The sequence below is a fragment of the Rhodococcus ruitaii genome, from assembly GCF_055230935.1.
Window position 1 is genome coordinate 24046 of the sequence record NZ_JBUYWC010000021.1, and the last position, 25600, is coordinate 49645.

At 69.2% G+C, this 25600-nt stretch carries 25 protein-coding genes; 13 read left to right on the forward strand and 12 right to left on the reverse strand.

Annotated features, from left to right (window positions below; translation table 11 throughout):
* Positions 1-311: 311 nt before the first annotated feature.
* On the forward strand, positions 312-914 hold the full coding sequence (locus tag ACZI8W_RS23260; protein WP_463370885.1) for a hypothetical protein: 603 nt from the start codon (positions 312-314) through the stop codon (positions 912-914).
* A 30-nt stretch (positions 915-944) separates the two neighbouring features.
* Here the strand turns inward: ACZI8W_RS23260 and ACZI8W_RS23265 are convergent, their stop codons facing one another.
* On the reverse strand, positions 945-1277 hold the full coding sequence (locus ACZI8W_RS23265; protein ID WP_463370886.1) for a hypothetical protein: 333 nt from the start codon (positions 1275-1277) through the stop codon (positions 945-947).
* Positions 1278-1458: 181 nt separating this feature from the next.
* On the opposite strand from ACZI8W_RS23265, the gene ACZI8W_RS23270 reads away from it, so the two are divergent.
* The 5 genes from ACZI8W_RS23270 (at position 1459) to ACZI8W_RS23290 (ending at position 6594) form a co-directional block, all read left to right on the forward strand.
* Entirely contained in the window at positions 1459-1794 is a 336-nt protein-coding gene (locus tag ACZI8W_RS23270) for an RNA polymerase-binding protein RbpA (RefSeq protein WP_463370887.1), read from the forward strand.
* 256 nt (positions 1795-2050) lie between these two features.
* A complete protein-coding gene (locus ACZI8W_RS23275; RefSeq protein ID WP_463370888.1) occupies positions 2051-2428 on the forward strand; it encodes a chorismate mutase in 378 nt (125 codons plus the stop codon).
* Between the two features lie 103 nt (positions 2429-2531).
* Positions 2532-4622: an aminodeoxychorismate synthase component I gene (pabB, locus tag ACZI8W_RS23280; RefSeq protein WP_463370889.1), complete on the forward strand. Its 2091-nt coding sequence runs from the start codon at positions 2532-2534 to the stop codon at positions 4620-4622.
* Positions 4619-5560 carry a prephenate dehydrogenase/arogenate dehydrogenase family protein gene (locus ACZI8W_RS23285; protein WP_463370890.1) on the forward strand — a complete coding sequence of 314 codons (942 nt, stop codon included), beginning with the start codon at positions 4619-4621 and terminating at the stop codon, positions 5558-5560. Before pabB ends, ACZI8W_RS23285 begins: the two co-directional genes overlap by 4 nt.
* Positions 5557-6594: an AurF N-oxygenase family protein gene (locus ACZI8W_RS23290; protein ID WP_463370891.1), complete on the forward strand. Its 1038-nt coding sequence runs from the start codon at positions 5557-5559 to the stop codon at positions 6592-6594. The genes ACZI8W_RS23285 and ACZI8W_RS23290 overlap by 4 nt, the downstream gene beginning before the upstream one ends.
* A 22-nt stretch (positions 6595-6616) precedes the next feature.
* On the opposite strand, the gene ACZI8W_RS23295 is transcribed toward ACZI8W_RS23290, so the two are convergent.
* The 4 genes from ACZI8W_RS23295 to ACZI8W_RS23310 are packed head-to-tail and all read right to left on the reverse strand — an operon-like array spanning position 6617 to position 11289.
* Entirely contained in the window at positions 6617-7426 is an 810-nt protein-coding gene (locus ACZI8W_RS23295) for a polyprenol monophosphomannose synthase (RefSeq protein WP_463370892.1), read from the reverse strand.
* Positions 7426-9048, reverse strand: a complete 1623-nt coding sequence (gene lnt / locus ACZI8W_RS23300) for an apolipoprotein N-acyltransferase (RefSeq protein WP_463370951.1) — start codon at positions 9046-9048, stop codon at positions 7426-7428. Before lnt ends, ACZI8W_RS23295 begins: the two co-directional genes overlap by 1 nt.
* A gap of 53 nt (positions 9049-9101) precedes the next feature.
* Positions 9102-10721, reverse strand: a complete 1620-nt coding sequence (locus ACZI8W_RS23305; RefSeq protein WP_463370893.1) for an amidohydrolase — start codon at positions 10719-10721, stop codon at positions 9102-9104.
* Positions 10722-10743: 22 nt separating this feature from the next.
* Positions 10744-11289, reverse strand: a complete 546-nt coding sequence (locus ACZI8W_RS23310) for an FxsA family protein (RefSeq protein ID WP_463370894.1) — start codon at positions 11287-11289, stop codon at positions 10744-10746.
* A 166-nt stretch (positions 11290-11455) separates the two neighbouring features.
* Here ACZI8W_RS23310 and ACZI8W_RS23315 point away from each other — a divergent pair, with 166 nt between their 5' ends.
* The gene (locus tag ACZI8W_RS23315; RefSeq protein ID WP_463370895.1) at positions 11456-12220 is read left to right on the forward strand and encodes a TSUP family transporter; all 765 of its coding nucleotides are present in this window, start codon (positions 11456-11458) and stop codon (positions 12218-12220) included.
* 116 nt (positions 12221-12336) lie between these two features.
* Here ACZI8W_RS23315 and ACZI8W_RS23320 read toward each other — a convergent pair whose 3' ends face one another.
* The 5 genes from ACZI8W_RS23320 to ACZI8W_RS23340 are packed head-to-tail and all read right to left on the reverse strand — an operon-like array spanning position 12337 to position 16322.
* On the reverse strand, positions 12337-12831 hold the full coding sequence (locus tag ACZI8W_RS23320; protein ID WP_463370896.1) for an acyltransferase: 495 nt from the start codon (positions 12829-12831) through the stop codon (positions 12337-12339).
* A gap of 42 nt (positions 12832-12873) precedes the next feature.
* Positions 12874-13407, reverse strand: a complete 534-nt coding sequence (locus tag ACZI8W_RS23325; RefSeq protein ID WP_463370897.1) for a glutathione peroxidase — start codon at positions 13405-13407, stop codon at positions 12874-12876.
* 51 nt (positions 13408-13458) lie between these two features.
* Positions 13459-13857: a PPOX class F420-dependent oxidoreductase gene (locus tag ACZI8W_RS23330; RefSeq protein WP_463370898.1), complete on the reverse strand. Its 399-nt coding sequence runs from the start codon at positions 13855-13857 to the stop codon at positions 13459-13461.
* Positions 13858-13902: 45 nt separating this feature from the next.
* On the reverse strand, positions 13903-15177 hold the full coding sequence (locus ACZI8W_RS23335) for an acyl-CoA dehydrogenase family protein (protein WP_463370899.1): 1275 nt from the start codon (positions 15175-15177) through the stop codon (positions 13903-13905).
* Positions 15174-16322 carry an acyl-CoA dehydrogenase family protein gene (locus ACZI8W_RS23340; RefSeq protein WP_463370900.1) on the reverse strand — a complete coding sequence of 383 codons (1149 nt, stop codon included), beginning with the start codon at positions 16320-16322 and terminating at the stop codon, positions 15174-15176. Before ACZI8W_RS23340 ends, ACZI8W_RS23335 begins: the two co-directional genes overlap by 4 nt.
* 140 nt (positions 16323-16462) lie before the next feature.
* On the opposite strand from ACZI8W_RS23340, the gene ACZI8W_RS23345 reads away from it, so the two are divergent.
* The 5 genes from ACZI8W_RS23345 (at position 16463) to ACZI8W_RS23365 (ending at position 22417) form a co-directional block, all read left to right on the forward strand.
* Positions 16463-17257, forward strand: coding sequence for a precorrin-3B synthase (locus tag ACZI8W_RS23345; protein ID WP_463370901.1), 795 nt, complete (start codon positions 16463-16465; stop codon positions 17255-17257).
* 47 nt (positions 17258-17304) lie between these two features.
* Entirely contained in the window at positions 17305-18780 is a 1476-nt protein-coding gene (locus tag ACZI8W_RS23350; protein WP_463370902.1) for a dihydrolipoyl dehydrogenase family protein, read from the forward strand.
* A 184-nt stretch (positions 18781-18964) separates the two neighbouring features.
* Positions 18965-19873, forward strand: coding sequence for a pentapeptide repeat-containing protein (locus ACZI8W_RS23355; protein WP_463370903.1), 909 nt, complete (start codon positions 18965-18967; stop codon positions 19871-19873).
* A complete protein-coding gene (locus ACZI8W_RS23360) occupies positions 19870-20925 on the forward strand; it encodes a tyrosine-type recombinase/integrase (protein WP_463370904.1) in 1056 nt (351 codons plus the stop codon). The genes ACZI8W_RS23355 and ACZI8W_RS23360 overlap by 4 nt, the downstream gene beginning before the upstream one ends.
* Before the next feature lie 76 nt (positions 20926-21001).
* Positions 21002-22417: an NAD(P)/FAD-dependent oxidoreductase gene (locus ACZI8W_RS23365; RefSeq protein ID WP_463370905.1), complete on the forward strand. Its 1416-nt coding sequence runs from the start codon at positions 21002-21004 to the stop codon at positions 22415-22417.
* Between the two features lie 18 nt (positions 22418-22435).
* Here ACZI8W_RS23365 and ACZI8W_RS23370 read toward each other — a convergent pair whose 3' ends face one another.
* The gene (locus ACZI8W_RS23370) at positions 22436-22891 is read right to left on the reverse strand and encodes a PaaI family thioesterase (protein ID WP_463370906.1); all 456 of its coding nucleotides are present in this window, start codon (positions 22889-22891) and stop codon (positions 22436-22438) included.
* 235 nt (positions 22892-23126) lie between these two features.
* A complete protein-coding gene (locus ACZI8W_RS23375; protein WP_463370907.1) occupies positions 23127-23894 on the reverse strand; it encodes a hypothetical protein in 768 nt (255 codons plus the stop codon).
* 212 nt (positions 23895-24106) lie between these two features.
* Between ACZI8W_RS23375 and ACZI8W_RS23380 the strand changes: the two genes are divergently transcribed.
* Positions 24107-25540, forward strand: a complete 1434-nt coding sequence (locus ACZI8W_RS23380) for a FecCD family ABC transporter permease (protein WP_463370952.1) — start codon at positions 24107-24109, stop codon at positions 25538-25540.
* The last annotated feature ends 60 nt before the right edge of the window (positions 25541-25600 follow it).

Sequence of the window (25600 nt, forward strand, 5' to 3'; positions counted from 1 at the left end):
CGTTGCGGTTTCGCGCCGACACTGCACCGGCGGCAGCGAATGCGGTACCGCTCGGTAATGCGTGCCTGACGGAATGAGGCGTTCCGCGGATACACGCCGGGCACAAGAACCTCATCATCCACAATTCGAGTCATTCGCAATTCGAGCACCCTTCGGCCCACCGACCGGAAATGTCGCATTCGTGACGACACATGCCGAAATCACACGGAAATCGTTCCGGGTGCCTATTGTCGAAACTCGACTCACACCTGCATCACCCACCTGCGCTCGTTCGCCTGACGCATCGACTCGCACCCTGAAGGAGCCCGAAGATGTCGCGTCGCCGGTTTTCCCGTTCGCTCGGCGTCCTGTTCGCTGCGGCGATCGCCCTCACCCTCCCCGCCCACGCCACCGCCGAGCCGGCGGCCGGCGGTGTGCCCGTGGACCAGTTGCGCACGGACCTCGCCGGCGCACCCGACCTGGTCGCCGCCCTCGATCGGCTCGTGGACGCCTCCCGCACCCCCACGATTCTCGAACCGCCACCACGCAACATCCCGCAGCCGTTCATGGCGCCTGCACCGTCGGTCGGCCCAGGTTGCGGCGGCGACCTCACCCCGTTCGCCATGACCTCCGGATGGGCGCACCCCGGCCCGCATGTCGATCCGGATATCGGGTTCGGGGAGATGAAGGTGCACGTGCAGCCGACCATCCCCGTCCAACCCGCCGCCGCCGACCTGAAGTTCGTGTGGATGAACATGGAGAACTTCCGGGCCGGTGTCGCCACCCTCGACGACCGAATCGGCGGAGTACCGCAACTGTCCACGACCATCGCACCGGGACCCGGTCCCGTCATGGCGGCGCTGTTCGGATCGGTGCAGTACGTCAACGGCGCATTCTGCCAGGTCGTGTACACCATGGGCGGGTTCTTCGTCTGACCGGACCGGGCGGGTGGCCGCACACCACGCTCAGCGCAGTCGTTCGGCCGCCCGCGCCAACTCCACCAAGTCGGCGCACAACCGGCGCAGCTCCACCTGATCGGCACCTTCGTCGACGGCCGTCGCCACGTCTTCGGCGGCGCACCGGACCTCGAACGCCCGATCGGTCAGGGCCTCGGCCTCCACCGACGACAACACCACCGCATCGGCCGCCAACCCCGCGCTCGCCGCGGTGGCGCGCTGTTCGTAGGCGCGTTGACGGCACGACCGGCGGCAGTAGCGGCGTCGACGCCCCGTCCCGATCTCCGACACCGGTCGCCCACACCACAGACAACTCGCCGGTCTGCGTTCCCGTCCGGTCATGAGGTGACACGTTACCGAGCGCAGAAACCGTGCCGGTAAACTGGCAGATCGGCCGTGTCCCGGTTCGGGAACGGATTCGGCCCCGCCGACGTTGACAGGGTGTGGACGTGGGTACTGCCCGGCACACGCCGCGTCGGTGCCGGAACCCACCGGGCGGAGCATTACGAGAGAGGACACCACCATGGCAGATCGTGTACTGCGAGGCAGCCGACTCGGGGCGGTAAGCTACGAAACCGACCGCGACCACGATCTCGCGCCGCGTCGGATGGCACGCTACCGCTGCGACAACGGCGAAGAGTTCGATGTGCCGTTCGCCGACGAAGCCGAGATTCCCGGTACCTGGATGTGCAAGAACGGACTCGAAGGCACCCTCGTCGAGGGAGCCGCACCCGAGCCGAAGAAGACCAAGCCGCCACGCACCCACTGGGACATGCTGCTCGAGCGTCGCTCGGTGGAGGACCTCGAGGACCTGCTCAAGGAACGCCTCGACCTGATCAAGAGCAAGCGCCGCGGCTGAACAACCCACCGGCATGCATGCCCCGGGTGTGCGCACCGGCGATGCCGTTGCGGGAAGTGATTCTCGCAACGGCATTTCCTTCCCCCGAGATCGGGGACCGGTCGGGTCGCGGACACGCCACAAAAAGATCAAATGGCGGGCCCCCGTGCGGATCGGCGTGCAATTATGGGCGAACCCGCCGACGAGAACTCGGCGGCACCACCTTCACATCACGCACCGATCGTCCGGTCGGGCAGCACCCGGGAGGTGAATGCACGTGAACGACAACAACACCGTCACCGACGGGGACACCAACACCGCCACCGACCCTGAGGCCGCGCTCGAGGCGCTGCGCGTCGAACTCGATCGCGTCGACCGTGCACTGCTCGACGATGTCCGCGACCGGATCGCACTGTGCACCCGCGTCGCCGAACTCAAACAACGACACGACATCGCGGTGCTGCAACCGGGCCGTATGCATCTCGTGCAGCGCCGTGCCCGCGACTACGCCGACCGCCACGGACTGTCCGCCGAGTTCGTGCGTGCCCTCTACGACCTGCTGATCGGTGAGGCGTGCCGGGTCGAGGATCTCATCGTCGACGGGGGCGCGCGCACCGGGCCGGACGCCACCGCGGTCACCGAGCATCGGAGCTGACCGCATCATGGCAGCGGCCGCGTTCCCCTCCCAACCCAGGTCCTCGCACGCGGGGTCCTCGTCACATCTCGGTTCGTCCACCCCTCGGGTCCGCACCCTGCTCGTGGACAACTACGACTCGTTCACCTACAACCTCTACAGCCTCCTGACCCGCGTCAACGGCACGGTCCCACTCGTGGTCACCAACGACACCTCCTGGGACGAGGTCCGTGCCCTCGACTTCGACAACGTCGTGATCTCCCCCGGCCCCGGCCGCCCCGACCGCGAACGTGATTTCGGGATCAGTGCCCGCGCCCTCACCGAACTCTCCGTCCCGATACTCGGAGTGTGCCTCGGCCATCAGGGGCTGTGTCACCTGTTCGGCAGCAACGTGGTCCGCGCCCCCGAACCGGTGCACGGCCGCACCAGCGACATTCTGCACACCGGAGCCGGTCTGTTCGCCGGGATCCCGTCCCCGTTCACCGCCGTGCGCTACCACTCACTGATCGTCGAGCAGGTCCCCGACGAGTTCGAGGTCCTCGCCCGCACCGACGACGGGTTACCGATGGCCGTCGCACATCGCCACCGCCCCCTGTTCGGAGTGCAATTCCATCCCGAATCCATCGGCACCGACTACGGATTCGAACTGCTCGACAATTTCCGTTCCGCCACCGAACCGCGGGTACGCACCACCGGTGACGACACCGCCGCACCGACCCCGGCACCGACCGCGACGCGGTTCGTGCTCGAGAGTCGCACCCTCGACTACCACCCCGACCCACACGGGGTCTACGAGGCGCTGTTCGCGAGGGGACCGCACAGTTTCCTCCTCGACGGCAGCGACGCACTCGAACCGGACTCCCGATTCACCATCATGGGCGACGCCTCCGGCCCCCGCGCAGAGTTCGTCACCTACAGCGTCGCGGAAACCCTGGTGCGCGAACACCGTTCGGATGGCACCAGCGCCTCCTATCACCGCACGTTCTTCGACCATCTCGACCTGCGGCTCAGCGAACGCCGCGTCGCTCCCCGCGACGACCTGCCGTGCACGTTCGGGCTCGGCTACGTCGGGTATCTCGGCTACGAACTCAAAGCCGACACCGGCGGGCAACTGGTGCACACCTCCCCCGTCGCCGACGCCGCCATGGTGTTCGCCGACCGCGCGGTCGTCCTCGACCACGAAGCCGGACGCTGTCACCTGCTCGCGCTCAGTGAGCACACCGGCGACGCGGCCACCGAAGCATGGTTCGACGACACCTCCGCGGTACTCGCCACCTTGTCCGACCCGGCGCCGGCCGCCGCGCCACCCCCGCTCGTGCGAGCCGATCGCGACGAGAAGATCCGGGTGCGGCACGAGCCGCCCCGTTATCTTCAGCTGATCGGCCAGTGTCTCGCCGAGATTCGCAGCGGTGAAACCTACGAAGTGTGCCTGACCAACACCGCGACCGTCGACCGGCACATCGATCCGCTGCGCACCTACCGGGTCCTGCGCAGCATCAGCCCCACACCGTACAGCGCGCTGCTGCGTTTCCCCGGGCTGTCGGTACTCAGCGCCTCCCCGGAACGGTTTCTGCGGATCGGGACGGACCGCGTCGTCGAATCCAAACCGATCAAGGGCACCCGCCCGCGGGGCACCACCGCCGCACACGACGCCGACCTGCGCGAGCATCTGCGCACCTGCGAGAAGGACCGTTCCGAGAACTTGATGATCGTCGATCTGGTGCGTAACGACCTCTCCCGGGTGTGCACCCCCGGATCAGTGCACGTACCCACCCTCTTCGACGTCGAAACCTATTCCGCGGTACACCAATTGGTCTCCACTGTCCGCGGAACCCTACGTCCGGACAGGACCGCGGTGGACTGTGTCCGGGCCGCGTTCCCGGGCGGCTCGATGACCGGCGCCCCGAAACTGCGCACGATGGAGATCATCGACAAACTCGAGGACGGGCCCCGCGGCGTCTATTCGGGTGCGCTCGGGTACCTGTCCCTGACCGGCACGGTGGATCTGTCCATCGTCATCCGCACCATGGTCGCCACCGACCACCAGGTCAGTTTCGGTATCGGCGGCGCGATCGTCGCCCTCTCCGACCCGGACGACGAACTCGAAGAAACCCTCGTCAAAGCCGTCGCCATGCGCCGCTGCCTCGCCGACCCCGACGCCGGTGGAGCCGGCACACCCGACCCCGCGTCGCTGGCAGACGGAACCCGACGGTGACCACCACAGTCACCGGGCCGATCATCGTCGCCGGAGGACGCGGAGACGTCGGCGCGTTGCTCGTCGCAGCCCTGCGCCGAGACGGTTACCGCGTCCACACTCTCGACCCGAAATCAACTGATTCTGCTTTCTTACACGATGATTCGGATGACTGGACGATCCGCGCGGATATCACAGCCCCGACGCTCGCCGCGGAATCCGCGCTGCGGACAGCCGCGACCGTGATACTCGCTGTCCCCGAACCGGTCGCGCTGGCCTCACTGCCCACCCTCGCGGCACTGCTGCCGCCCGACGCGCTGCTCGTCGACACCCTGTCCGTCAAGACACGGATGGCGGACGCCGTCCAGGCCGCACTACCCCACCGTGCGGCTCTGGGCATCAATCCGATGTTCGCGCCGTCCCTGGGGATGGCGGGCCGGCCCGTCGCCGCCGTCGTCTACCGCAACGGACCGCCGGTGGAACGGTTCCTCGCGACACTCCGCCGATACGACGCGCGCGTCGTATCGGTCAGCGCCGACGAACACGACCGGGTCACCGCCACCACCCAGGCGTTGACCCACGCAACGGTCCTCGCGTTCGGATTGGCACTCGACACCCTCGATCCACCGGCCGTCGCGGACACCACCGCCCCGCCACCGCACATGCTGCTGCGCGCACTCCTCGCACGGGTCGCCTCGGGGGTGCCCGAGGTGTACCACGACATCCAGGCGGCCAACCCGTACGCAGCGCAGGCCCGCCGCGCACTGCGCGACGCCCTCGACGAACTCGACCAGGCCGCCGACGACGATCGGAGCGACGCGTTCGAGACGGTCATGACCCGCGCGGGTACCGCACTCGGGCCCGGCCTCGACCGGGATCGTGCGCTCTGTCGGCAACTGCTGGCGATGCTGCCCTCCGCGGCACCCGGACCCGACCAGGAGAACGGTGGGTCGCGATGATCGATCCTGATGTCCGAAATCCGCTCGCACACGCCGACGCCGCCACCGTCGAACCCGTACGGGCCCGGCTACGTCCCCCCGAACTCCCCGGCCACGATCCGGCCGACCCCGTCGAAAGTGCCGTGATCCGCGGCTTGTCCCGCTCGTGGGGTCGCCGTGCCGCGGTCAAGAAGGACGAGCCGGATCTCGACGCGATGTTCGAGCCGGCCCTGCGCGACTTCCCCGAGACGATGATCCCGTTCCACCGCCACCCGCGCTATCACGCGCTCGACGAGCACCACCGCGCCCGGATCGGGGCGTGGGCCTGGATCGCATACAACAAGAACGTCATCGACATCGAGCAGCACGTCGTCAATCCCGGATTCGGGTTGATCACCTCGGACGTGTTCGGCCTCGGCCCGCACGACACCATCACCCTCGGGGTGCTACAGGCAATGGTCGACGAGCAATATCACACGCTGATGCATCAGAACGCCAACGCCGTGACCCGACGCCGCCGCGGCTGGGTGATGCCCGATGCGGTGCTGCCACCGTGCCGGACTGTGCGCGCCCACGATGAGGCGCTCGGCCATGCCCTCGACCCGCGGCACGCTGCGTTGATCCGGTTGGCGTTCACCACGGTCGCCGAAACATCGATCAGTGCGTACCTGGGCTTGTTCACCGGCGACGAGACGGTGCAGCCGGTCAACCGCAGCACCGTGGCGGTGCATCGCCGCGACGAACTGTGCCACAGCTCCCTGGCCGGGGAACTGCTCACGATGGTCTTCGAGGAGCTCGACGCCACCGAACGTGAACTGTTGCTCGACGCGCTCGCCGCCGGGATCGAAGCATTCACCGGCAACGACATGGACACCTGGGCCGCGATCGTGGCGCACGAGCAGATCCTCGGCGGGCAGGCGATGCTCGCCGACACCGCCGCGGCGGCCGCCGCACAACCGGTAGTGCAGGACTGCACCGCGATCCGCCGACTGTGCGGACACCTGGGCGTCGAAGCCGACCTCGTGGCGCGCGGCCCGTTCGCTCACCCGGGGTGAGACACCCGGCCGACACCGAACATCAGCGGCCCGTCCACCGGGCGAGCAGCGCCCGCCCCTTCGATATCCGTGCCTGCAACCCCCACAACGTCACCTTGAGCAACGCCTCCTGCACGATATTGCCGCTCATCTTCGATTCACCGATCTCCCGTTCGGTGAAGGTGATCGGCACTTCACCGACGGTGAACCCGGCCTGCAGTGTTCGCCACGCCAGATCCACCTGGAAGCAGTAGCCGTGCGAAGCGATCGCGTCGAGATCGAGCGTCTCGAGCACCTGCCGCCGGTATGCGCGGTAGCCGCCGGTGATGTCCTGGACTTGCACCCCGAGCGCGAGACGCGAATAGATGTTGCCTCCGCGGGAGAGCACCTCCCGATGCCACGGCCAGTTCACCACGGTGCCGCCCGGCACATACCGGGATCCGAGCACCAGATCGGCGCCGGCATCGACCTTCTCGAGCATCAGATGCAACTGCTCGGGGGCGTGGCTGCCGTCGGCATCCATTTCCACGAGCACCGTGTAACCGCGGTCCAGACCCCACCGGAACCCGGCGATGTAGGCGGCACCGAGACCGTTCTTCTCGGTGCGGTGCATCACCTCGATACGCCCCCCCGCGCCGGAGGCACCACGGTCGGCGGCGGCGAGCTCGTCGGCGACCGCGCCGGTGCCGTCGGGGCTGCCGTCGTCGACGATCAACACGTGGGTGTGCGGAAGCGCAGCGTGCAGCCGCTCGACGATCCGTCCGATGTTCTCGCGTTCGTTGTACGTCGGAATGATCACCAGAGTGCGGGCGCTCGGTGCGCTCGTGTCCCCGGCCGGCGTCGCCGCTGCCATCAATGGTCCTCCCTGTCGAACCGGCCGTCGGCCGGGGTTGGTGCTGCGTCGGAGTCGGGCTGTGACGCCGACGCATCGCGTCGCCGGCGGTCGCGCACGAGGGCGACACCGGCGGCGGCCACGGCCCCGACGCAGAGCGCGAGCTCCGGGACAGGTCCGAGCCGACTAGCCAGCGTAGCGTCTTGCCGCAAGTGCACGCGCGCGACCAACGCTGCCGGCTCGAACAACGCGGTGCGTTGCTGCACCCGACCGTCCGGGTCGACGACCGCGCTGACCCCGCTGGTCGCGGCGACGACCACGGTGCGGCCGTGCTCGACGGCCCGCACCCGCGACATCGCCAATTGCTGATAGGTCATCTCGGTGTCCCCGAAGGTGGCGTTGTTCGTCGGCACCGCCAGCAGCTGCGCGCCGGCGTCGATCGAGTCGCGGAACGCCCGGTCGAATGCCACCTCGTAGCAGGTGGCCACCCCGATCGTGATGCCCGCGGCAGTCACCGTGCCGTCCCCGTCACCCGGCACGAAGAACCCGGCGCGATCGGCGTATTCGGAGAACAACCGGAAGAACGACCGATACGGCAGATACTCGCCGAACGGTTGGATGATCCGCTTGTCGTGCCGCTCACCGGGCCCGGACTGCGCGTCCCACACGATCACCGAGTTGGTGGTGGTGCCGTCGCCGTTGGCCAGGACCGCGCCCACGAGGATCGGTGCATCGATCGCGGCGGACGCGGCAGAGATGTCGGCGGCGGCGTCGGCGTTGCGCAGCGGGTCGATGTCGGAGGCATTCTCCGGCCAGACCACCACGTCCGGGGCATCGACCCGACCGGCCCGGACCTGCGCGGCCAGATCGAGGGTCTGCGCGACGTGATTGTCGAGCACCGCCTTGCGTTGCGCGTTGAAGTCCAACCCCAGGCGCGGCACACTGCCCTGGATGGCCGCGACCGTCACCTCGTGCCCGCCCGAATCCGGGGTATCGGCGGTGACGAGCAGGGGCCACGCCGCCACCGCCGCGAGCGGCGCCACCGCCGTCCACGCCACCGCCGTCCACAGGCCCCCGCGATCCGACGTACGGCGGTTCCGGTGGCGCCGCACCGTGAGGACGAGCGCGGCCGCGCCGCTGCCGATCAACGCCACCGCGAACGACACCAGCGGGGCACCTCCGACGGCGGCGAGCCACACCAAGAATCCGTCGGGCTGCCCGAACGCCAACCGGCCCCACGGAAACCCGCCGAACGGCACCGACGAACGCAGATACTCGGTCAGCGACCACGCCGCCGCGATCCACAACGGCGCCGCCGGCATCGACCGCAGATGCACCACCAGCGCCCCGAACAGTCCGACGAACACCGCTTCGGCCGCAGCCAACGCCAACCACGGCAGCGGCCCGACATACACCCCGATCCACGGCAGCAACGGCACCAGGAACCCCAGTCCCGCGAGATAGCCGTACCCGAACCCCGCCCTCCGCCGCATCGGCCGGGCCGTCAACACGACAACCAGGACCGCGATGCCGACCGGCGCCAGAAACCACAACGGCCGCGGTGGGAAACTCGCGAACAGCAACAGCCCCGCCCCCACGGCGGCCAGCGACCGCGCCGACACCGGGGCGAGCCGCCGCGTCAGCGACGCTCCCGGCCGGAACCACCCGGACTGCACGGCATCCTGCGGGGCGGCGCTCACCGCTCGTACACCACGCGGCCGCGATGCACGCTGCGCACCAGCACCGGATCCTCGGTGCCCGGGCTCAGATCAGGCAGCGGCGCGACCCGCGAGCGCGGATCCGTCGACCAGCGCTGCACCCCGTCCGTGGGGGCGCTGATCACCAACTCCCCCGCCTCCCACAGCCCATACGACGCCGGAGCCCCCGGATCCAATGTGCCGGCCAGACCGTCCCGCACCCCACCGGCGCGCCACGCGCCACGCGTCGCCGCGGCGAACGCAGCACGCGGCGAGATGCCGCTGCCGCCGGTGCGATGATGCACCGCCGCCCGCAGCATCGCCCACGGGCGCGGCGCGGTCACCGGCGCATCGGACCCGAACGCCAACGAGGTGCCCGTCGCGGCGATCGCCGCGAAATCGTTGAGGGCAGCGGCGCGTTCCGTGCCGAGCCGCTGCGCGTACATCCCGGACGGGCCACCCCACACCGCATCGAACCCCGGCTGCATGCTCGCGAGGATCCCGTACCGCGAGAGCACCTGCGCCTGCGCGGCAGTGACCGACTCGACGTGTTCGAGACGATGCCCGCACGACGCGACGGCGGGCCCACCCAACTCCGCGGCGACCTGCTCGATCGCCGCGACCGCCGCGGCGGTCGCGGCATCACCGATCACATGGAATCCGGCCTGGATGCCGGCGACGGTGCAGGCCCGCAGATGCGCAGCGATCGCGTCGACATCGAGATAGGTGCGGCCACAGCAGTCCGGCGCATCGAGATACGGCTCCGACAGCCACGCCGTCCGCGACCCGAACGCGCCGTCGACGAACAGGTCGCCGCCGAGCGCGTGCGCTCCCGTGTCCTCGAGCACCGCGTGCGCCTGCTCCGCGGTGGTGACGGCCTGCCCCCAGTAGCCCCGCACCTGCACCGGATGATCGAGGGCGAGTAGTTCGGTGAAGTCGTCGACGCCGAAGATGTCGGGGCCACCGCACTCGTGCACCGCCACGATGCCGTGTGCGGCCGCGTCGTCGAGGGCCGCGACGCGGGCGGCGGTGCGTTGCTGCGGTGTGAGCGCCGCGTGCGCGGCGCCGCGCACCGCGTGATGCGCGGCGCCGGTCAACGGCCGCTGCGGATCGTACCCGTCGAGTCCGGCGGCCTCCGCCCCCACCCGCAGCGCGGTCGACGCGGCCGCCGAATGGGCGTCGACCCGCGCCAGATACACCGAACGGCCGGGGGCCGCGGCATCGAGGTCCGCGGTGGTCGGGGCAGCATCGGGCCAGGTGGTCTCATCCCAGCCCTGCCCCCAGATGACGGCGTCGTCGTGGGCAGCGGCGAACTCGGCGACTCGGCGCACCAACTCGGCAAGGCTCCCGCTGCCGGACAGGTCCACCGCGAGCGGGTTCCGGTCGGCGACCGTCAACCCCTGCGCGGTGACGTGCATGTGGGTGTCGACGAACCCGGGGGCGACGAACAGTCCGTCGAGGTCGACGATCTCCGCGTCCGGATGCAAGGCCTTCCCCGGGCGGTCCTGACCGACCCACACGATGTGTCCGTCCGTGACCGCCATCGCGGTCGCGTCCGGGGTGGAAGAACTGTAGATGCGGCCGCCGACGAGCAGTCGGGTGTGCGGTGCTGAACTCACGAGAGTCCAGTCTGCCCCCTCGTCACGGGTGTCGGCGGGGCGGGGTGTCGACGATCTCGCCCTCGAGGACCCCGTCGCTGGGGATCACCGGTTCGCTCGGGCCGGGCGCTGTCAGGCGTGGATCGGCCCCGACCACGGTGTGTTCGACGACCTGCCCGTCCACCACCACCGTGCGGGTGCCCCGCACCGTGGCGCCGTGCCGCGCGACCTGCCGCGCCGCGATCAGGTGCACCAGCGGACGCAGCACGGCCCGGGTGGGCAGCAGCAACACGATCCCGAGGATGCTGGTGATCAGGCCGGGTACCAGTACCAGAGCGGCGCCGACACCGATGAGCGCTCCGTCGGTGAGCATCCGCTCCGGCGTCACATCGAGGTTCGGTGCCGGGTCGCCGCGCAGTGAGGTCAGGTTGCGCAGCGCGCGGTGTCCGCGGGAGGCGAGTACCGCGTAGCCCAGCACGCTCACACCCAGGAACAGCAGCACGGTGGTGAGCGCGCCGAGCAGGGAGCCGAGCCAGGCGAGCACGGCGATCTCCGCGACCACGTAGGCGAGGAACAACAACAAGTACATGGCGGTCCTTCCGGGTGCCGGCCGCGCCGTCTGCTACAGGGCCGTCTGCTACAGGGGTGAGCGGCTGTTATCGGGTCAACGAATGGGCCCGCGTTTTTGCTCCCGGCCCGCCACAGCTCGTGCGGTTCGTCGCCGACCCGGCCGCTCGCCATGGTCGAATGGCGTGATGAGCGCCGCGGACTGGGCCGTACTGCTGGTGGCGGCCACGGCCGCCGGATGGGTCGACGCCGTGGTCGGCGGCGGCGGGCTGATCCTGCTGCCGGCATTGTTCCTCGTCGCACCGCAGCTCACTCCGCAGGCGGCGTTGGCGACGAACAAACTCACCGCGATCTTCGGCACCGGCGCGGCGGTGATCACCTTCGCGCGGCGCATCCCGTTGCAGTGGAAGATCCTGGCCCCGGCCGCGCTCGTCGCGGCGGCGTGCGCGGCGGCAGGCGCGGCTTCGGTGTCGCTGATCGATCCGGACGTGTTCATTCCGCTGGTGATGGTGGTGCTGGTGTCGGTCGCGGTGTTCGTCACGGCACGCCCCACCCTCGGGACCGCGCCAGCACACAAACCGAGCGTGCTGCGCACGGTGGTGGTGGTCGTGGGGGCAGCCGCGGTCATCGGGTTCTACGACGGCATTCTCGGGCCCGGCACCGGAACCTTCTTCATCATCGTGTTCGCGGCGATGCTCGGCAGCGAGTTCGTCACCTCGGCGGCGATGGCGAAGGTCCTCAACTTCGGGTCGAACCTGGGCGCGCTGGTGTTGTTCACGCTCGGCGGGCATGTGTGGTGGACGCTCGGGTTGGCGATGGCGGTGTGCAATGTCGCCGGGTCGGTGCTCGGATCGCGCACCGCGTTGCGGCGCGGCGCCGGGTTCGTGCGGGTGGTGCTGCTGGTGGTGGTCACGGCGATGGTGATCCGCCTCGGGATTCAACAGTTCGGGTGAGCGGGCCGATGCCTTGCTGCAGGTGGACATCGTCGATCCCGATTTCCACATGTCTTCGGTCAGTGCCGGCCGGTCGTGCAGTGCCGACCGGTAGGTGACAGTGCCCGGCGGGGCGGTCAGGGTAGGTCGCGCTGGTACCGAGCGGGACTGCCGACGTACACCGCGTTCGCGGCACAGTCGGCGGTGACCAGAGAGTTCGCGCCGATCACCGCGCCGGACCCGATCGTCACGCCCGGCAGGATCACCGCCCCGGATCCGATCCAGACACCGTCTCCGATGTGCACCGGTGTACCGGTGAGCGACCCTGCACGCTGGTCGCGTCCTCCCGTGCGGTGGCTGCTGGTGAGCACCCGCACATGATCGGCGAGAAACACCCGGTCGCCGACCGTGATGTCGGCGACCGTGTCGAAGAAACACCCGTAGTTGACGAACACCCCGGAGCCGAGCCGCAGCCGGCCCAGCCCCTGCACCACCACACCGCGGTGGATCAGGCTGGGCGCCGACACCTGCACTCCGGCGCCGCGCAGCACCCGGTGCCGCAGGACGCCCGGAATCACCGGAAGCCCTGCGGCAGCGACGAACACGGATTGGGACAGATAGGTGTGACGCACCGCGGCACCGCCTCCCACAGCTTCCCTCGGCAGCCTACGATCCTAGAGCAGGTCGGCGAGTTCCTTCGCGATCTCCTCGGGGGTGACAGTGGGCTCGAATCGGCGCACCACCGCACCCTCGGGGTCGACGAGGAACTTGGTGAAGTTCCACTTCACTTCGTCGGTGCCGATCGCTTCGGGACTGGACGTGCTCACGTGCTCGAACAGGAATCCGTTGTGGGGGCCGAAGTCGCCGGGGGCCTGCTCACGCAGGTACGTGTACAGCGGTGCCGCGTCGTCACCGTTGACGTCGATCTTGCCGTAGACGGGGAAGGTCACGTCGTAGTTCACCGAGCAGAACTCCTGGATTTCGCTGTCGGTGCCCGGTTCCTGCCCGCCGAACTGGTTGCACGGGAACCCGAGGATCTGCAGCCCGGCGGCCACCTTCTCGCGGTGCAGCGCCTCGAGGCCTTCGTACTGTGGGGTCAGGCCGCATTTGCTCGCGACGTTGACGATCAGCAGGTGCTTACCGCGGTGCACACCGAGGGATTCGGTGCCGCCGTCGGCGGTGGTGACGGTGAAATCGTGGACACTCACAATACTCCTAGGGTGTTCGGGGGTACGGCTTTCCGATATCGACTGTGCGGGTCAGTCGAGGGTGCACGCCAATCCGATGGTCCCGGACCGGCCGCGCCGCAGCAGGCTGCCCTTGACGGTCAGCCACCCGAACAGCCGGTACTTGCCGATGATCGCGGATCGGGTGTGCTCGGTGCCCGCCTCGTCGAGCACCACTGCCGTGCCCGGCACCGCGGCGCTGCGCGGACGACCCAGGGCATCACACACCGCGAGGGTGACGCGCGGATCGCGGCGCAGCCGACCGACCTTGTGCGAACCGGTCGCCGTCCACACCAGCAGTCGATCCCCGTCGGCGACCGCCCACACGGCGGTGGCGACGGCGGTGCCGTTCTTCCGGAACGTGCTCAGCAGCACGTACTGGGCGGCGACGAGGTCGGCGAACGTCGGTGTGGTGACTCCCCCATCAGGCATGCGCCCACCTTACGGAACAATCACCGGTGTGCGTGTGACGACAGCTCATCCGGTGGTCGGGGCGCTGCGGGGCACGTCGCGGAACGCGAGGTTCGGGTCGTGGCTGCGTTCACGGGGCATCCCCAACACCCGCTCACTGATCGTGTTGCGGGCCATCTCGGTGGTGCCGCCGGCAATCGTGTACGACTGCTGCATGAGGAAATCGGTGCCGCATTCGGCCACTGCGCCGTCCGCGGTGTCCCACGCCGCGCCGTCGGCGCCGGTCATCTCGTAGATGATCGTGGTGAGGCGAGTGGCGACTTCCCCGGACATCAATCGCAGGATGCTCGCGGCCTGGTCGGTCATTGCGCCGGTCGTCATGGCCTGCCCGACTCGCTGCTGCAGCGCGTTCTTGACCAGTTCGAGAGTGTCGGCCTCGCCGATCAGATCACGGGCGAGGGGATCGTCGAGGCGGCCCGCGTCGCGGGCGACCTCGAGGAGTTCCGCGGTGCGGGAGCCGCCGCGGCTGCTGCCGGCCGGCAACGTTGCGTACGGAGACCGCAGCAGCAGCCGTTCGTGGAACATCCAGCGGGTGCCGACGGTCCAGCCGGCGTCGATCTCCCCGATCCGGTCGCTGTCCGGGATCCGCACGTCGGTCATGAATTCTTGGCAGAACTCCTTCGATCCGCTGAGCATCTCGATGCGGTGCACCTCGATGCCCTCGGCCTTCAACGGCACCATGAACACCGTCAACCCGCGATGCTTGGGGACATCCCAATTGGTGCGGGCCAGGCACAACGCCCAGTCGGACCACCAGGCGCCGGTGGTCCAGATCTTCGAGCCGTTGAGGATCCAGTCGTCGCCGTCACGCACCGCGGTGGTCACCGCGCCGGCGACGTCGGACCCGCTGCTGGGTTCGGAAAGCATCTGCATCCAGAGTTCCTCGCCGCGCAGGATCGCCGGGATGTGCCGCGCCTTCTGTTCCTCGGTGCCGAACTCGAGCAGTACTGCCGCACACGGCACGAACGTCGGTGCCTGCAAGCGCGCCGGATACTCGAAGCCGGCGAGTTCGTCGTTGAGGACCCGCTGGTGTGCGGGGGTCAGTCCCTGCCCGCCGTACTGACGGGGAATACTGATCCCGGCGAGCCCGGCGTCGAACATCGACCGTTGCAGTGCGCGGTCGTGGACGACGGCGGCGAGTTCGTCCTCGTCGGAGGTTTCCTTGCGCAGCACCCCGACGTGTGCGGCGGGATCGGCGGGCGCGAGAGTGGCGCGGATCCAGGTGCGGGCACGGGCGCGGAACTCGTCGAGGGTTTCGATCTCGACCTCGGTCTGGGTCACTGTGCGTTCTCCTTCGACGTGGCGGCGGCCGAGATGGCGGTATCGGCGAGTATCCGGCGGTGTTCGGCCGGGGTGCCGTAGGTGGACCGGTTCGCGGCGACGCGCCGGGTGTACAGGTGCAGGTCATGTTCGAAGGTCAGACCGATGCCGCCGTGGAACTGCACACATTCCTGCATCAGATCGGAAGCGTGGTCGCCGATGTAGGCCTTGGCCGCGCTCGACAGGCGGGCCGCGTCGGGGGTGTCCGCGGCGACGGCGGCAGCGGCGGTGTCGCTGATCGCGTGACACGCCTCGAGCCACATCTTCATGTCTGCGAATCGGTGTTTGATGGCCTGGTACGAGGCCAGGGCACGGCCGAACGAGTACCGGTCGAATACCCACCCCACGGTGGTGTCGAATGCGGTCTGCAGCGCCCCGACGGTTTCGGCGCAGCCCAGCACGATCGCCAGATGTCGGGCGTGCTCGTCGTCGGCGCCGCCGTCGCCCGCGGCGCCGAGCAGCGCGCTCGCGGGTAGCCGCACATCGTCGAACTCGACCGTCGCGTATCGGCGGGTCAGATCCACCGAGCGCATCGCGGTGACGGTCACACCGGGCGTGTCGCGGGGGACGAGCACGTGGCTGAGTCCGTCGCCGGTGCGGCCGGTCACCAGCAGCACCTCGGCGGTGCCGGCGGCTTCGACGGGGCGTTTGGTGCCGTGCACGAGCACGTCGTCGCCGTCGACGGTGATCGTCAGCGGGGCAGTGGCGGCGCGGGCCTGCAGAGGTGGTTCGGCCGAGCACCACGCGGCGGTGACGGAGCCGTCGAGCAACCCGGCGAGGGTGTCCGGATGGTTGCCGTGCCGGCCCAGCAACGCTGCGACCACATTCGCCGGGACGAGCGGTCCGGGCGCGGCGTGCCGGCCGAACTCGTACGCGATCAAGGTCAGGTCGATCAGCCCCGAGTCGCTGATGGAGCCACCGCCGTGGGCTTCGTCGACGAGCAGGCTGGTCCAGCCCAGCTCGGCCCCGGCACGCCAGAAGCCCGCATCGAATCCGGCGGCGTCGTCGCGCAGGCCTCGCAGGACCGCGACCGGGGCGCGTTCCTGGAGGAACCGGGCGGTGGTGTCGCGGAAGAAGTCCTGGTCGGGCGTGGGTTCGAGCAGCATGCAGCGCCTCTCGTCTCGGTGGCACCCCACAGGTGGAGTACCGCACTCTCATTGATGAGAATATAGTTATCCCATCCTGTAAAGGAAAGTCTTTTCGGTGCGGTTCCGTGGACTGCTCCCCCATCCGGATACTGGACGGTGTGACCGCGACGAACCCGACCGACGACAGCACTGCAGTGGACGTGCATCTGCCCGCCGGAACGCTGACCGCCGCACAACTGCAGACCCTCGCCGACCTCGCGCACACCCACGCCGGCGGCGTCCTGCACCTGACTCCGCGCGCCCACCTGCGCCTGCACGGTGTCCCCGCGCTCCTGACCACCGCCGTCACCGACGCCGGATTCACCGTGGACCACCCCGCGCTGCCGCACCTGCTCGCGTCCCCCCTCAGTGGACGCATCGGCGGACTCCGCGACATCCGGCCCCTCACCGACACCGCACTGACCCGCCTGCCCACCGCGAGCGCCGGCGTGACACTCGGACTCGACGACGGCACCGGCGACGTCGTCGCGCTGACCCCCGATCGCGCACTGCTCGCCCTACCGGGCGACGAATGGGCCCTGACCCTCGCCGGCGAGGACACCGGGACCCGCCGATCCGACCCTGCCGCTGCCGTCGACCTCCTGTTCGACGACACCGCCCCCGCCGACACCGCACCCACCGACACCCCGGTCGCCGTACCCACGCCCCCGAACCCACCGATCGGATGGCTCGACCAACCGGACGGCACCGTCACCCTCGCCGGAGGCCTACCCGGCGGTGTACTCCCCGCCCGCCTCGCCGAATTCCTCGCCGCCGTCGAACTCCCCCTCGTCGTCACCCCCTGGCACTCGGTGGTGTTGAGTGACCTCCCCGAACAGGTCGCCGAACAGGTCGTGCGCGTCCTCGCCCCGATGGGATTGATCTTCGACGAACAGTCACCGCACCTGCGGTAACGGGCCGAACGGCTCCGCAACACGCAGCAGCGACCTACTGTGAAAAGGTGAGTTCCGACCCGTCCGACTCCGCCTCCACCGACCCCGATACCTTCGACGTGATCGTGCTCGGCGCAGGCCCCGCCGGCGAGAACGCCGCGCAGTACGCCATCGCCGGATCCGACCGCACCGCCGCCCTCGTCGAACACGAACTGGTCGGCGGCGAATGCTCCTACTGGGCATGCATGCCCAGTAAAGCCCTGCTGCGCCCCACCCAGGTCCTCGCCACCGCCACGCACATGCCCGGCGTGCAACAACACGTCACCGCCGACCACGTCGACACCTCTGCCGTCCTGACCCGCCGCGACCGGTTCACCTCCGGCCACGACGACTCCTCCCAAGTGCTGTGGGCCGACGCCGCCGGCATCGACGTGATCCGCGGCCACGCGCACCTCACCGGACCCCGCACCGTCACCGTCGACGGCGACCACCCTCGCACCCTGCACGCCCGCCACGCCGTCGTCCTCGCCACCGGCACCGTCGCCACCGTCCCCGACCTGCCCGGACTACGCGCCGCGCTGCCCTGGACGTCCCGCGATGCGACGAACCTGCAGCAGATCCCACGCCGGGTCCTCGTGATCGGTGGCGGTGTCGTCGCCTGCGAAACCGCCACGTGGCTACGACAACTCGGCGCGGACGAGGTCACCGTCGTGGTCCGCGGACCACGCCTGCTCGCGCGGGTCGAACCGTTTGCCTCCGATGCCGTCGCCGACCGGATGCACACCCGCGACGTCCGGCTGCGGTTCGGAACCGAAGTGACCTCGGTGACGCGCCGCGACGTCCGCGACACCGGCGTCGGCATGATCCACGGTGGTCCCGTCACCGCGGAGTTGACCGACGGCACCACCCTCGAGGTCGACGAACTCGTCGTCGCGACCGGTCGCCGCGCCGCCGTCGACCACCTCGGCCTCGACACTATCGGCCTCGACACCGGCAACATGACCGTCGACGACCACCTCACCGTCACCGGGGTCGACGGCACCTGGTTGTACGCGGTCGGTGACGTCAACGGTCGCGCCGCCCTGACGCACATGGGGAAATATCAGGCCCGGGTGTGCGGCGACGTCATCGCCGCCCGCGCCGAGAATCGCCCACTGGACGATTCCCGCTACCGGGCGAGCGCCGACCACGGGCAGGTCCCCCAGGTGATCTTCACCGTCCCGGAGATCTCCTCCGTCGGGCACACCGCCGCATCCGCTCGCGATGCAGGTCTCGACGTCGAGGTGCTCGAGGCCGACATCGACGTCGCCGGGGCCGCCCTGCACCGCGACGACTTCACCGGTCACGCAGCGCTTGTCGTCGATCGCGGCACCGATGTCCTCGTCGGCGCCACCTTCGTCGGCTCCGAGGTCGCCGAACTCGTCCACGCCGCCACCGTCGCGATCGTCGGGAAGGTGCCCCTCGGTCTGCTGTGGCATGCCGTCCCGGCCTACCCCACGATCAGCGAAGTGTGGCTGCGACTCCTCGAAACCCGCCGCCGTTGAGACCGTGTCCGCACTGATAGCGTGTCGGGTAGTGAACATCAACTGTTGTGCGTGAGCCGAGACTCTCGTATCGCTCGTGAGCGCCGCCGACGAGCGGCGGTGATTCCGTGTGCCCCGCGTGGGAACCCGATGCCGGGTTCCCCGCGTCCGTCTTCCACTGGAATCACCCTCACCCGGAGTTCTCATGCCCACCCCTTCCTGCACCCCCCTGCCTCGCGCCGAGCTACGCGGCGACTGTCGACAGTGTTATGCGTTGTGCTGCACCGTCTTCGGATTCTCCCGATCCACGGAGTTCGCGACCGACAAGCCGGCCGGAACGCCCTGCGCGCACCTCGCCGCGGATCATGGCTGCACGATCCACGAGGCGCTGCTCCCACGCGGGTACCGTGGCTGCACCGTGTTCGACTGCTTCGGCGCCGGGCAAGCCGTCACCGACCGGACCCCCGCCCACCTCACCGGCGCGGTGTTCCCGAGGATGAAGCAGTTGCACGAGATGCTCTGGTACCTCCACGAGGCAACCGATCGCGTCCTCGACCCCGACGACGCCACCGCCGCCGCTGAGTTGGCCGCGACGATCACCGGATACACCCGGTCCGAGGCCTCCGAATTGCTCACTCTCGATCTGGACACGCTGCACGAACTGGTGCGCGCCCTGCTCGTCGACATCAGCACCGAACTGCGCGCGTCGTACCTCGCGGCCATCGAACCCGATCCCCGGTTGCATCCCGGCGCGGACCTCGCGGGCCGGTCGCTGCGTGGCCTGCGGCTGTGTGGCGCAGATCTGCGCGGAGCCTGCCTGATCGGTGCGGATCTCCGTGGCTGCGACCTGACCGCGGTGGATCTGCTCGGAGCGGATCTTCGCGATACCCGCCTCGACGCTGCCGATCTGTCGTCGGCGCTGTTCCTGACCGGCCCGCAGGTCGCGGCGGCGCGCGGTGACCGTGACACGCTGCTGCCTCATTGGGTGCCGGTTCCACAGTGGGCCGGCAATCCTGAACCTCACGAACCACCCGCCCCACCGAACACGTCGGCACCGCCTGGCACACTGGATTCGCACATGCGTACGACCGCGGGAAGGTGGACATTCCGATGACGAGCCGGGACGAACCGGGCCTCCTCGACTGGATCGCGTCATACCTGGAGACCCTGCAGACCGCGAAACGCTCGGCGCACACCGTCAAGGCCTACCGCCTCGACCTACACGGGGTGTGTGCTGCGCTCGCCGCGGCGCGCGGCGGCAGCCCGGACACGTTGGCCATCGCAGACCTCACGATCCGCGCGCTGCGTTCGGCGTTCGCCACGTTCGCGCGCGAACGCCAACCGGCGTCGGTGCGGCGCGCATGGTCGGTATGGAACAACTTCTGCAACTTTCTCGTCACCGAGGGGCTCTCCGAGGGCAATCCGATGGCCTCGATCACCCAGCCGAAACGCCCCGAGCACACCCCGAAGGCCTTCAAACCGGCCGCCGTCGGGCAACTCGTCGACTCCTTGACTCACGACACACAGCACCCGAGTGGGTCGCCGCGGGATTGGCCGCAACGAGATCTGGCGCTGGTCGCGACCCTGCTGCTCACCGGTATCCGGTCGGAGGAGTTGATCTCGCTGGATCTCGGGCACATCCTCGGCGGGCTCGACACCCCGGTGCTGCGGGTGCACGGCAAGGGTGCGGTCGAACGAGAGATCCCTCTCGAAGACAGCTGGACGGCGATCGTGTCCGCCTACCTGCAGGAGCGCTATGCCCGGTTCCCGCCGCCGCGGCGTTCGGTGCTCGCCGACCGCGCGGATCTGCCGGTGTGGGAGCGGCACACCCCCACCGATCCGCTGTTCGTCGGCGCCGACGGGCAGCGCATCACCCGCGGCACCCTGCAATACCGGGTGCGGCGCATGTATCGGCGGGCGGGTATCGAATCCGAACGCAAACGTGGCGCACTCGCGCATGCACTCCGGCACACCTTCGCGACGTCGCTGGCCGACAACGGCGCGACGATGGTCGAGTTGCAGCAGCTGCTCGGGCATCGGTCGCTGCAAACCGTGCAGATCTACACCTCGGCGACGAACGACGCGGTGCGGCACGCGGCCCGCCACAACCCCGTCTACGGATTGCTCGGCGGACCCGATCGCACTGTGAGCGACGCCGAGAGCTGACAGACTGGGATCCGAACCGCAGTGTCGAGGTGCGCACCGCGCGTGAGCACGCACCGAGAACAACGAAGGAGCTTGCATGAGCGTCGAATCGGTGGGAGCTGCTCGTCATCGCGTCGTGGTGATCGGATCAGGGTTCGGTGGGTTGTTCGCCGCGCAGGCCCTCGACCGCGCCGATGCGGACGTCACCTTGGTGGCGCGCACCACCCATCACCTGTTCCAGCCGCTGCTCTATCAGGTGGCGACGGGCATCCTCTCGGTCGGCGACATCGCCCCCGCCACGCGCATGGTGCTGCGCAAGCAGGAGAACACCCAGGTACTACTCGGGGAAGTCGACGACATCGACCTCGACAACGGGACGGTCACGTCGCAGTTCCTGGAGCGACGTACCGTCACCGGCTTCGACTCGCTGATCGTCGCGGCCGGCGCCGGTCAGTCCTATTTCGGCAACGATCACTTCGCCGAGTTCGCGCCCGGTATGAAGACGATCGACGATGCGCTCGAGTTGCGCGGCCGGATCCTGGGTGCGTTCGAGCAGGCCGAGTTGTCGGACGACCCCGAAGAGCAGACCCGGCTGCTCACCTTCGTGGTGGTGGGCGCGGGCCCGACCGGGGTGGAGCTGGCTGGCCAGATCGCGGAGTTGGCGCATCGCACTCTCAAGGGCACCTTCCGCAGTATCGATACGACGCGGGCGCGGGTGGTGCTGCTCGACGGCGCGTCGGACGTGCTGCCGGTGTACGGCGGGAAGCTGTCGAAGAAGGCTCGACGAACCCTCGAGGGGCTCGGTGTGGAGATCCAGTTGGGTGCGATGGTCACCGGGGTCGACGCCGACGGTCTGACGGTCAAGGAGAAGGACGGCACCGAACGGCGTCTCGAATCGCAGTGCAAGGTGTGGTCGGCGGGGGTGTCGGCGAGTCCGCTCGGCAGGCAGCTTGCGGATCAGTCCGGCGCCGGCATCGATCGGGCGGGCCGGGTCGAAGTATTACCCGATCTGTCGCTGCCGGGGTACCCGAATGTCTTCGTGATCGGCGACATGATGTCGCTCGACAAGCTTCCTGGACTCGCGCAGGTCGCGATGCAGGGCGGCAGGTACGCGGCGAAGCAGATCGCGGGCACGCTCGAGGGGCAGGACCCGTCACAGCGGGCACCGTTCAAGTATTTCGACAAGGGGTCGATGGCCACCATCTCACGATTCAGCGCCGTCGCGAAGGTCGGCAAACTCGAGATCAGTGGCTTCCTCGGCTGGATCGCCTGGTTGTTCATCCACCTGCTGTATCTGGTGGGATTCTCATCGAAGATGTCGACGTTGCTGTCGTGGGCGCAGGCATTCTTCTCTGCGGGACGCAACGAGATGGCGGCGACCGAACAACAGGTCTTCGCGCGGATCGCCATCGAGCGGCTCCGCGACCACGAGAACGGTGCGGGAACGGGCACGGAGGGCGTCGGCGAGACGAACCCGGACTCGCCGTCGGCCGACCGCAAGGCCGCCGGCTGACGGTGAGCCCGACGCACCTCAGTGCCCGATGCGGGTGCTGTCCTCGATGTTCGCCAGCCGCACCTGTCCCTGCGAGATGGTGCGGTCCTGCTCGTCGGTGATCACCACCCGCCACAGCTGCTGGGTGCGTCCGCGGTGGATGGGGGTGCCGACGGCAGTGAGAACACCCTCTCTGGTTGCGCGCAGGAAGTCGGTGTTGTTGTTGACACCGACGACGTTGCCCCGGTCACCGAACCAGACGGCGCCGCCCATGCTCGCGATCGTCTCGATGACCGCGCAGTACACGCCGCCGTGCACAATGCCGTACGGCTGATGCTGGTCGGGGGTCACCGTCCACCGGGCCCGGACGCCGTCGGCGGTCACGTCGAGGAATTCGAGGCCGAGCGCTGTTCCGAATCCCGCACGGTTGAGGTCGGTCACATCGGCGGCGTCGAGTGAGGTGCTGGCGCGGTCCGGGGTGGACTGATCGGTCATGTCTGCGAACTCTCCTGGTCGATCGAGGCCGCCGGGCGCCGGTGGCCGTCGAACGATGGTAGGACACGAACGCATTCTCCGACTGTTGCGCAGCGGGTGGGCCGACGGCCACCCGGGAGGTGACCGAACAGAGCGGCGGGCCTCGCGTGGTGAGTGCGAGGCCCGCCGTCGGGATGGACCGGGAGTCACTGCAGCCCTCAGGACTCCGGCGCGGTCCGGTGGTGCGTGTCTTTCACTATAGGGAAGGCTGACCTAATCCCACAAGGCCTCGCACGGGATGGCCCGCGGCCACGAAGGCATCGAGCAACTGCTGGCCGCGTCGCGTCGCGTCGCGCCGGGAGGCTCCGCCGAGGACAGGCAGCTGCGATGCGCCGGTGACGACCGTGCGTCCGACCATCGCCCAGAATCGGGTGCGGTCGAGTGGGGCGCATCGCTGCACGGCCTCGTACACCGCGGCCAGGGCGGTCACGGCGCGATGTGCCGTCCACACCGCCATGGCTTCCTCGCACGGCAGCACCACGACTGCACGATCGGCGGCAGCCCGGTCCCCCGGAAGGACCCTCAGGGTGTCGTCGGCGACGCCGGCCCAGTCGATGCATCCGTCGCTGTCCTGGTGCAGCCAGAGATTGTCGAGCCCGGGATCCCACACGCGCCCCTCGAGAGCAAGCGGGGCGAGCACCCGGCCGACGACGGCGTGGATGAGCGCAGCGGCAACCTGCTCCGCGGCGATGCGCGGTTCGTCGACATCCTCGAGGGAGCGCCGGTAGAGCAGTTCGATGCGTTCGGTGCGCTCGGCGCTGCCGAGGCTCCACCAGCGGCGCTTGGGTTCTTCGTCGATACAGGCCACGGCGTAGACGCGGGGCGATCCCGCGGCGAGCGCCCGCAGGCGGGTGCGGGTGTCCTCGAATGCACGGACGCTCCCGTCCTCGAATGCGCGGACGCTCCGGTCGTCGAACGTGGGGACCGGAGCCGTGGTGGTCGGCGGCAGCAGCAGAGTCGTCATCCGACACCTCTCTTGTCGACAGGAATCCAGCAGATCGCTTAGGTAAGGCTAACCATTACATTCGGGGCGGGGGTCGCGCAACCCGCCACACCGAAACCGCAACTACCGTCAGCCCCACCCGGTGACAGACCAAAATAGGATTCCGTAACCTAACCTCCAGTAGTCCTACCCGAGCACGCCGTCACGAGGAGCGCCCCACGCACGTGGCCACCATTCGACCCCCCGCCCCAGAACTCACGGCCACCGAACCCACGACCATCGAGTTGACCGGACCGCCCACCACGGCCCGGCGCGTCGTCGCGGAACTGCTGGACCTCGCCCTCCTCGTCGTCCCCCTGATCATCGGCGCACTGCTCGTCGACACCCTCGCCGACGCCAACGGCGGCGGACAGACCGACCGCGTCGTCTTCGGTGGCGCCGCACTCGCCGCCACCGCCGGAGTGCTGCTGTGGAACCGCGGCCACCGGGAAGGGCGCACCGGCGCGAGTCTCGGCAAGACCTGGACCGACCTGATCACCCGCGACCCGGACACCGGCACTCCCGTCGGCGCCCGCCGCGCCCTGCTGCGCCGCCACACCGAGGTCGTCACGTCCCGTACCGCCGACGACGACGGATTCACGCCGCTGCCCGCGGACACCAGCGTCGCCGGGATCCGCCGCAGGCGGCTCCTCGGACTGCTCACCCTCGCCGTGATGCTCGTGCTCGTCCTGCTCGCCAGCGTCGCGATCGGGGCCCGACCGATGACCTTCACCGAGGTGTTCCACGCACTGTTCGTCAACGACGGCGCCGAAACCGACGTGATCATCCACTCCCTGCGCATCCCCCGCACCGTGCTCGGGCTGCTCGTCGGCATCGCCCTCGGGGTGGCCGGCGCCCTCATCCAAGGTCACACCCGCAACCCCCTCGCCGACGCCGGCCTCCTCGGCATCAACGCCGGGGCAGCGTTGTTCGTGGTGCTCTCGATCTACCTGCTGGGCACCAGCACCCCCGCCGAGTACCTGTGGTTCGCCTTCGCCGGCTCCCTGTTCGCCAGCGTCATCGTGTTTGGGTTCGCCTCCATCGGCAACGGCGGCTCGAGCCCCCTGAGCCTGGCCCTCGCCGGCGCCGCCGTCGCCTTCTTCCTCCAGGCGATGATCCAAACCGTCGTCCTGCTCGACCAGACCAGCCTCGACGGCTACCGCTTCTGGGTGGTCGGATCCGTCGCCGGACGCGGCATGGACGTGCTCTGGCAGGTCCTGCCGTTCATCGTCGTCGGCCTCGTCATCGCCCTCGCGAGCACCCCCGGACTCAACGTACTCAGCCTCGGCGAAGACGTCGCCCGCTCCCTGGGCACCAACATCATCCTGACCCGCGTCATCGGCATCGCCGTGATCACCATCCTCACCGGCGCCGCCACCGCCGCATGCGGCCCCATCGCGTTCGTCGGCCTCATCGTCCCGCACATCGCCCGCGCCATCACCGGCCCGGACTACCGCTGGCTCGTCCCCTACGCGGGCCTGCTCGGCGGTGTGCTGCTCGTCCTCGCCGACGTCATCGGCCGCATCGTCGTGCGTCCCGGCGAACTGCAGGTCGGCATCGTGCTCGCCCTGGTCGGCGCCCCGTTCTTCATTGCCCTCGTCCGCCGCCGGAAGCTGGTGTCGCTGTGACCGACCTGACGAAGATCCCCACCGCAACCACACCCGCCACAGGCAAGGATCCCCGCCGCC

Coding starts and splice junctions, on each gene's coding strand:
- ACZI8W_RS23265 (WP_463370886.1), bottom strand. CDS start 1,277: ATGACCGGACGGGAACGCAGACCGGCGAGTTGTCTGTGGTGTGGGCGA.
- ACZI8W_RS23365 (WP_463370905.1), top strand. CDS start 21,002: ATGAGCGTCGAATCGGTGGGAGCTGCTCGTCATCGCGTCGTGGTGATC.
- ACZI8W_RS23315 (WP_463370895.1), top strand. CDS start 11,456: ATGAGCGCCGCGGACTGGGCCGTACTGCTGGTGGCGGCCACGGCCGCC.
- ACZI8W_RS23370 (WP_463370906.1), bottom strand. CDS start 22,891: ATGACCGATCAGTCCACCCCGGACCGCGCCAGCACCTCACTCGACGCC.
- ACZI8W_RS23330 (WP_463370898.1), bottom strand. CDS start 13,857: ATGCCTGATGGGGGAGTCACCACACCGACGTTCGCCGACCTCGTCGCC.
- ACZI8W_RS23295 (WP_463370892.1), bottom strand. CDS start 7,426: ATGGCAGCGGCGACGCCGGCCGGGGACACGAGCGCACCGAGCGCCCGC.
- ACZI8W_RS23355 (WP_463370903.1), top strand. CDS start 18,965: ATGCCCACCCCTTCCTGCACCCCCCTGCCTCGCGCCGAGCTACGCGGC.
- ACZI8W_RS23270 (WP_463370887.1), top strand. CDS start 1,459: ATGGCAGATCGTGTACTGCGAGGCAGCCGACTCGGGGCGGTAAGCTAC.
- ACZI8W_RS23310 (WP_463370894.1), bottom strand. CDS start 11,289: ATGTACTTGTTGTTGTTCCTCGCCTACGTGGTCGCGGAGATCGCCGTG.
- ACZI8W_RS23360 (WP_463370904.1), top strand. CDS start 19,870: ATGACGAGCCGGGACGAACCGGGCCTCCTCGACTGGATCGCGTCATAC.
- ACZI8W_RS23375 (WP_463370907.1), bottom strand. CDS start 23,894: ATGACGACTCTGCTGCTGCCGCCGACCACCACGGCTCCGGTCCCCACG.
- ACZI8W_RS23290 (WP_463370891.1), top strand. CDS start 5,557: ATGATCGATCCTGATGTCCGAAATCCGCTCGCACACGCCGACGCCGCC.
- ACZI8W_RS23340 (WP_463370900.1), bottom strand. CDS start 16,322: ATGCTGCTCGAACCCACGCCCGACCAGGACTTCTTCCGCGACACCACC.
- ACZI8W_RS23260 (WP_463370885.1), top strand. CDS start 312: ATGTCGCGTCGCCGGTTTTCCCGTTCGCTCGGCGTCCTGTTCGCTGCG.